Annotated in this window: 6 protein-coding genes; 3 read left to right on the top strand and 3 right to left on the bottom strand. The window is 53.4% G+C overall.

Annotated elements, in window-relative coordinates; translation table 11 throughout:
- Positions 1-447: 447 nt before the first annotated feature.
- Complete coding sequence (locus NGAR_RS16915) at positions 448-900, top strand: hypothetical protein (RefSeq protein ID WP_148681675.1); 453 nt, start codon at positions 448-450, stop codon at positions 898-900.
- Here NGAR_RS16915 and NGAR_RS16910 read toward each other — a convergent pair.
- Entirely contained in the window at positions 845-1483 is a 639-nt protein-coding gene (locus NGAR_RS16910) for a helix-turn-helix domain-containing protein (protein WP_015021045.1), read from the bottom strand. The two genes, NGAR_RS16915 and NGAR_RS16910, sit on opposite strands and share 56 nt — an antisense overlap.
- 53 nt (positions 1484-1536) lie before the next feature.
- Positions 1537-1908, bottom strand: coding sequence for a hypothetical protein (locus NGAR_RS16905; RefSeq protein ID WP_148681674.1), 372 nt, complete (start codon positions 1906-1908; stop codon positions 1537-1539).
- A gap of 94 nt (positions 1909-2002) precedes the next feature.
- On the opposite strand from NGAR_RS16905, the gene NGAR_RS16900 reads away from it, so the two are divergent.
- Together NGAR_RS16900 and NGAR_RS16895 are read left to right on the top strand one after the other, a co-directional pair.
- Entirely contained in the window at positions 2003-2749 is a 747-nt protein-coding gene (locus NGAR_RS16900; protein ID WP_015021043.1) for a phosphoglycerol geranylgeranyltransferase, read from the top strand.
- Positions 2750-2755: 6 nt separating this feature from the next.
- A complete protein-coding gene (locus NGAR_RS16895) occupies positions 2756-6151 on the top strand; it encodes a DNA polymerase II large subunit (RefSeq protein WP_015021042.1) in 3396 nt (1131 codons plus the stop codon).
- Here NGAR_RS16895 and NGAR_RS16890 read toward each other — a convergent pair.
- Positions 6148-7473, bottom strand: a complete 1326-nt coding sequence (locus NGAR_RS16890; protein WP_015021041.1) for a ThiF family adenylyltransferase — start codon at positions 7471-7473, stop codon at positions 6148-6150. The genes NGAR_RS16895 and NGAR_RS16890 overlap by 4 nt on opposite strands.
- Positions 7474-7475: the final 2 nt, after the last annotated feature.

Genomic DNA, 7475 nt, shown 5'->3' with positions numbered 1-7475 from the left:
TCATGTTAACAGGTCGTTTTTAACCGGCCGAATCAACTATAGCTAGTTAACGTATCAGCTTGATAACATTGACTGTTGAAAGTCATGAGAAGGTGTTTGCACAGGAAAGCTAGGGGTGGCCGCGTGTCAGAAATTGTCAACGATCAACTGCCGTTAACAACATACGAACGTCGCCGGTCAAAAAGGCCCGAAAATGACCCCTTTATTTCCACTGGAGCGTCAACGGCAGCGCTGGCGTTGTTAACAGACCCGGACAGGACCCCTTCATTTCCACTGGAACTGCAAATGAGCGCATTTTTACTAAAAAATTGGTTAACCCAAAGCAATTGTTAACCAAGATAGCTTATCTCTCATACGCAGTTAACAAGAGCTAAGCTGTTTGTTATCAACATTGGCAGAGCTGGTGTTAAGTGTTATCATGTTAACAGGTCAAGCTACCTCTTTGGTATGATCTCGGGAAAGAGAAAGTTCAGGATAGAGTTAGAGGATGCCGAAGGGAGCAAGTACAACCTCTCACTAGAGGGCAATGTGTCCAAGGAGAAGATAATGAAGATAGTCGAGTTCATGGATCTCCTCAACATCGAATCGAACGGCAACAATAATAGCGAGGGCGAAACGCTCACCAGAGCGCCAGGCTCGGTAGGCGATAGGATCTGGAGCCTGGTTGAGAGCAAGTTCCCCTACGGAAGCTTTACCTCGACCGATATCCTTGAGTTATATGAGGATCAGTACAACGAGCCGATAAAGCTGAGCATCATCTCAACCTACCTCTCAAGATATTCAGAGCGGGGAAGACTTGTGAGAACCCGCCAGGGCAAAGAGTGGGTCTACAGGACAGCAACAACTAGACAGCAGCAGGCGCAACCTTCTCCTTCAGCCTCTCTCGACCTGCGTCCGTGATGTTGTACCTGAAAGGCTTGGCGTTGGCATCCCTGCTTACAAGCCCAGAGTCGTGAAGCTTTTTCATAAGGCGGGCGGTATGTTCCCGCGTCCTGCCGATGGCGTGCTGCACTTCTCTTGATGTGCGCGGCCTCTCTGCCAGCAACTTCAGGATGTAATCGGTCGTGCCATTGTTTTCCTTCTCAACAATAACGGCAGTAGCAGTAGCGTGCTGCGTGACTGTTACAGGTTCACTCGCTGGCGCTACATGAGGTTGCGGCTGGTGTGATGCCTGTTGATAATGTGATATCGTCGTCACTGCCTGAGGTATCGTCTGAGCCTTCACTTCCATAATGTCGACCTTGGCGCGAAGCTCTGCAATCACCCTATCATAGTCGCGCAGCCTGCGAGTATACTCGAGAACAACTGCTTCGACAACTGCCTCGTCGGCTCTGTAGCGGCGGTCTGCAAGCGCGTTCTTTGCTCTGGTATAGGCCATCACGCTAACCATGCCTGCCAAGAAGGCAAGCGCGCCCGATATCACAATGTCGCTCGTCAGGAGCGTGATTAGAAAAGAGAGTACATAGGACAGGTCGACGATCATGTCACGGCATTACGTTGCAGCACCGTGATTTATTGCTACGGAACAACATTATTTTACAACTTGGACATTCTTTTTACCAGCTGATCCATCACAGATATCACATCATCCACGCTCAGCCGGCTCGCAACATCACTACTTTCTGAAGCAAATATCACACTCAGTTGCTCCGCCAGCCTGCCAATAGCGCTCAATGTTTCCGGCTGGACGACCCCCGTCGATTGCAGAAGTATCATGCTGTAAAGTACTGCGTTGACCTTGTCCCGGCACTGCTTGACCTGCCGGTAATAGGCTCCTGAACTGATGTCCTGTGCCCGGCCGCCCCCCTGTAGCCTTTTAGAAATTATTGAAAGCTGACGTGGAGTAAATAGAGAATTTGCAACAAGATGCGCATAAAGATTGTTAGAATTGGATTTCGAGTCGGCCATGAGTGCTATACAGATTTGTATAGCACCCCGGAATAAAAATTTTGGTAGCAGTAGCATCAAACTTTAAAATGACTGACCCATTTCAAAAGGAGAAGTGACATTAGGAAAGGTCGAACAGTATTTACGAAACGAAATTAAAAAACACGGCACAATTTGTCTCCCGCTTATCGACTCTGAAAATTCTACAGACGCGGCAGCTATTGCAAGGAAGGTGGAGGAGAAGGGGGCGTCCGCAATTCTGGTGGGCGGCTCGTCAGCCATCGACCAGCTAGAGCTTGCCAAAGTAGTGGCGGAGATAAAGTCCAAGATCAAGATACCCGTGATATTGTTTCCGGGAAACGTCACAGGCGTGTCACCAAAGGCTGACGCGATATTGTTTAGCTCACTGCTCAATTCAGAAGACCCTTACTTTATCACTGGGGCGCAAGCGCTTGGCGCAATCGCTGTCAAAAAGTATGGCATCGAGCCGTTGCCGACGGCCTACATAATTGTGGGCGAAGGGACGGCAGCTTGGTTCGTAGGCAGGGCCAGAGGGATCCCGTTCCACAAGCCCAACCTTGCCGTGATGTATTCGCTTGCAGCGCAGTACATGGGCATGCGCTTTGTTTATCTGGAAGCTGGCTCGGGCGCGTCGCAGAACGTGCCGGTAGAAATGGTCGCGGCAGTAAGAAAGCAGTATGAAGGCACGCTCATTGTCGGCGGCGGCATCAGGTCGCCGGAGACCGCCGGCCAAATAGCCAAAGCGGGCGCCGACATCATTGTCATCGGCACAATGATAGAAAAGGATGGCGACTGGCAGGAAAAATTTTCGTCAATAGTAAAAGCAATCAGGGCGCGATAATGGTATATGATGCTGGAGGAAGCCGAGGCTCGTCTCAAGGATGTGAGAATGCCAGCATATTACCGGCGCTACCAACAGGACATACTTGAAAATGTCCACAAGAACTACCAGCACGCGCTCAAGGCCAGAAGGCGGGGGATAGACGCCGCGGACATTGTAGAGCCCAAGATAGCCTATGATCTGGCGGACAGAGTAGCCAAGATGCATGAAATCGACATCGCCGACAGGCTGCGCGCCCTGCTTACGACGACTACAAAGGAAAAGGCCGCGCTCAAGATAGCAGAGGAGATTGCTGCCGGCGAATACGGGTCGGGCGACCTGAAGACGCGGCTTGACAATGCAGTCCGCGTATCATTGGCAGTGGTCACAGAAGGCGTCACGGTCGCTCCCCTGCAGGGCATATCCGACGTAACAATCAAAAACAACGCCGACGGCTCGCAGTACCTGTCGGTGTCGTTTGCCGGCCCCATCAGGTCGGCCGGCGGGACCGAAGCCGCGCTCACCATGCTAATTGCCGATCACGCAAGGAAGGTGGCTGGGCTTGGCAAGTACATTGCAAATTCGTTTGACGACGAAACAGGCAGGTTCGTAGAAGAGCTGCGGATCTACGAGCGAGAGGTCATGGGCTTTCAGTTCAAGGTCCTTGATGAAGATGTGATAAAGTGCATTTCAAACCTGCCTGTTGAGCTTGACGGCGTGGACACGGACCCTGTCGAAGTGGTGGGGCACAAGGGCATGCGCCGGATAGCGACTGACAGAGTGCGGGGCGGCACGCTCAGGGTCATGAACGACGGGCTCATTGGCCGCAGCAGAAAACTGCTAAAGCTGGTTGAGACGTTAAAGCTGGACGGCTGGGGGTGGCTCAAGGACCTCAAGGGCGCGATCCAGACAGGCGACGACGATGCGGCCCACCACAGGATGTCCGAAGTCATCACCGGCAGGCCAGTGCTTTCTATGGCCAAAAAGATAGGCGGCTTTAGGCTCCGCTACGGCCGTTGCTACAACACCGGCTTTGCCACGGTGGGGATACACCCGGCAGTGCCGGCGCTGCTCAACTATGCAATTGTAGCCGGCACCCAGATCAAGATGGACATGCCGGGCAAGGCGTCAACGATAGCACTTGTAGACACACTTGAAGCCCCGCTGGTCCGGCTCGACGACGGCAGGGTCATGCCTGTTCCGACGGTCGAGCAGGCCGAAAGGATCCGGACACGGGTCAATAAGATCCTGTACCTTGGGGACATGCTGATAAGCTACGGCGACTTTTTGGAAAATAACGCGCAGCTGCCGCCTGCAAGCTACGTGGAGGAGATATGGGCGCAGCAACTCAAATCAAAATTGCCAGCGCTGCCTGTTGTTGATTCGAATAGAGAAAGGCTGATCCAGCTGGCTGAAAACCCGCTGGTCGCGCCTTCGCTTGAAGAAGCGTTTGATATCAGCAGCAAGCTTGGAATCCCGCTGCATCCAAGATATTCTTTCTACTGGGACACCGTTGGCCTTGACGAAGCGCTCTACCTGAAGGATAGACTGGCCGATGATAATGAAATTCCAAACGATGCCAAGTTAAAGGATATCTTGGAGCGGCTGGGCGTCGCCCATTCGATAGCAAGGGACAAGATCAGGGTCGACAACAACGACCAGGCAGCCTCGTTGAGAAGGCTGCTTGGCGGTCCAATCGTCGAAGCCAAGGATACGATCGAGTTTGTGACGAAATCGTCAGGCGTCGTGGTGAGGCCCAAGTTCGCCTCCACAATTGCGGTAAGGGTCGGCAGGCCGGAAAAGGCAGCCGAGCGCAAGATGAAGCCGCCCGTGCACGTACTCTTCCCAGTCGGGCCAAAAGGGGGCGCCACCCGCGACATACTAAAGGCATGCAAGGAAGAAGACTCGTTCTACACCGAGATCGCTAACCGCTACTGCGACAACTGCAAGATACCATCAATTGGAACGCACTGCCGCACTTGCGGCGCATCAACCATGCTTCGCAACCTCTGCATACAGTGCAGGGGAGAGGTCGAAGAAGGCGAAAAGTGCGCACGCTGCGGCAAGGAAGGCAGGACTTACTCGTCCACCAACTATCCGCTCAAGGCGGCGATAGAGCATGCAAAGAAAAAGCTGGGCGTCGCGCCGGAAGAGCCTTTCAAGGGGGTCAAGTCGCTCATGAGCCGGCACAGATCTGCAGAACCTCTAGAAAAGGGGATACTGCGCCAAAAGCACGGCCTGCACGCATTCAAGGACGGCACCATCCGTTTTGACGCCACCAACGAGCCGCTCACCCACTTCAAGCCGGCCTGGATCTCGGTCAGCATCGAGAAGTTGAGAGAGCTTGGGTACACCCGAGATTACCTTGGAAAAGAGCTGGTGTCGCCTGACCAGATAGTAGAGCTGATGATGCAGGACGTCATTATCCCTATCGACTCTGCGCGCCACCTTGTCAACACGGCGAAATTCATCGACGAAGAGCTTGCCAAGCTATACGAGCTTGAGCCGTTCTATAATGTGAATTCGGTCGAAGACTTGGTTGGCCACTTGGTAGTAGGTCTTGCCCCTCACACGTCTGTCGGCATAATGGGCAGGATAATCGGCTTTACAGACTCGCAGGTCTGCCTCGCGTCGCCGGTGTGGCACTCGGCCAAGCGCAGGGACTGCGACGGCGACGCCGATTCAGTAATGCTACTGATGGACGCGTTTTTGAATTTCTCGTTTGACTTTTTGCCTGACAAGATAGGTGGACTGATGGACGCGCCCCTGCTGATCCAGCCAGTGGTGCTTCCACATGAGGTACAGAGGCAGGCGCACAACGTCGACATTGCAGGCGTATATCCTGTCGAATTTTACGAGGCGACATGGAAGCAGGGCAAGGCAGCTGATGCAGCTGCAATGATCGAAACGATCAAGAACAGGATAGGCGACGAGCGCCAGTTCTTTGGCTACAGCTTTACCCATTTTACTAACGCTCTAACCACAAAGGCGCAGAGGAGCGCATATTCCACTCTCAACACAATGGAGGAGAAGTTGAAAATGCAGTTTGACACTGCGAAACTGATCAATGCGGTGGATGCGGACGAAGTGGCTGCTATGGTTCTTACCACGCACATCCTGCCGGACATCATGGGCAATATGAGGTCGTATTCATCGCAGACGTTCCGCTGCACGGCGTGTGGGGCAAAGTTCCGCAGGATGCCGCTGGTGGGCAAATGCGCCGAATGCGGCAGCGAGCTTGTACAGACGGTGACAAGGGGTGCTGTAGAAAAATATCTGGGGATCGCGACTGGCATGTGCCAGCAATACAAGATAAATGACTACCTGCGCAGCAGGGTGGAGTCGATAGCGATGGAGCTGAAGCTGATATTCAAGGAAGAAAAGAAGGTGCAGTCCAGCCTGACTGAATTTATGGGCGGCTAGTGGCCGTTTACAAACGTTTTGTAGATCTTGATGGCGTCCTCTTCGTCCTTTGCGCCAACGATCGTCGCGGCGCCGCTTGAGAGGAAGCTCACAGACATCTTGCCTGAGTTGATCGCCGTGATGCCAAGGTTGCCCCTGGTCTTGACCTGATAGCCGAGCGACTCGGCGTTCTTGCTTATGCTAACCAAATTTATGGGCGCAGGCTCGGCAGGCGTTACTGTCCATGTGCGCTTGCCCCTGTCCCGTCCGCACAGCTCTTCAATTATTAGCTCTCTTGTGACAACCTCACTTTCCTTGCGAGCCCTGCCGCACGACGGGCACTCTTCCTGCCGGAACATCTGGACCCTATCAAACGATAGCTCGTTCAGGTCCATGTAAAGCAGCCTGTTCACAAGCGTCGGCTCTTTGCCTATGATTATCTTGACAGCCTCTGACACTTGTATACCCGCCACAAGGTACAGAATCGATGGGTGCACACCTTCGGTGCTGCATGCCGGCATTTCTTCTTCGTTCAGCTCGGGGAACATACAGCGCAGGCACGCAGACTTGTTTGGCAGAATGGTGCACACAGAGCCTGTCACGCCAATGGCGCCGGCGTAGATTAGTGGAATGTTGTACTTGATGCACGCGTCGTTGAGGGCATAGCGCGCATCCACGCTGTCCAGCGCATCAATTACAACCTCAAAGCCCTTGACGATCCCTTCGGCGGTATATTTCGTGACCGAAGTCGGCACCGGCTCTATCTCCACCGTCGGGTTGAGCTTGCGCAACCTTTCAGCGGCAGCTTCTACCTTGACCCGGCCAATGTCGTCGTCGGTATACAGGTGCTGCCTGTGCAGGTTGGTGACTTCAATGACATCCCTATCGACTATTCGGAGCTTGCCGACGCCCATGGCCGTCAGCTGGGTAATGACAGGGTTGCCTATTCCGCCTGCGCCAACGACGCAAACCTTGGCACTCCTGATCTTTTCCATGCCCTCAAAGCCGATCTCCTCAAGCATCACCTGTCTCGAGTAGCGCTGAAGCTCCTCGCTTGTCAGCTCTGCCCCTCCGGCAACCGCCGGCAGGATATACACAGAGTCGCCATCCTTTAGCTGGGTCGCCAGCCCGCCGCCAAAGCGCATATTCTTGCCGTTGATGTAGATGTTGATCAATGACCGCGGCTTGCCGTTATGATCAAATACCCTGCGCTTGAAATCGTCGCCCATCTGCTCTGATATTTTTGTAAATGCATCCTGCAGATCAGAGGCTTCTAGGGGGATCTTTTTCTCTCCCTGCCCCTTGTTCAATACTGACGGAACTACAAATTCAACCTTGGCCAATT

The organism is Candidatus Nitrososphaera gargensis Ga9.2 (assembly GCF_000303155.1).
GTDB lineage: Archaea > Thermoproteota > Nitrososphaeria > Nitrososphaerales > Nitrososphaeraceae > Nitrososphaera > Nitrososphaera gargensis.
The sequence above is the reverse complement of the archived record's forward strand: the minus strand, read 5'-3'. Positions and strand labels throughout refer to the sequence as shown.

What these genes read in the sequence shown, in the direction of transcription:
- NGAR_RS16915 (WP_148681675.1), top strand. Translation starts at nt 448, where the DNA reads ATGATCTCGGGAAAGAGAAAGTTCAGGATAGAGTTAGAGGATGCCGAA.
- NGAR_RS16910 (WP_015021045.1), bottom strand. Translation starts at nt 1,483, where the DNA reads ATGATCGTCGACCTGTCCTATGTACTCTCTTTTCTAATCACGCTCCTG.
- NGAR_RS16905 (WP_148681674.1), bottom strand. Translation starts at nt 1,908, where the DNA reads ATGGCCGACTCGAAATCCAATTCTAACAATCTTTATGCGCATCTTGTT.
- NGAR_RS16895 (WP_015021042.1), top strand. Translation starts at nt 2,756, where the DNA reads ATGATGCTGGAGGAAGCCGAGGCTCGTCTCAAGGATGTGAGAATGCCA.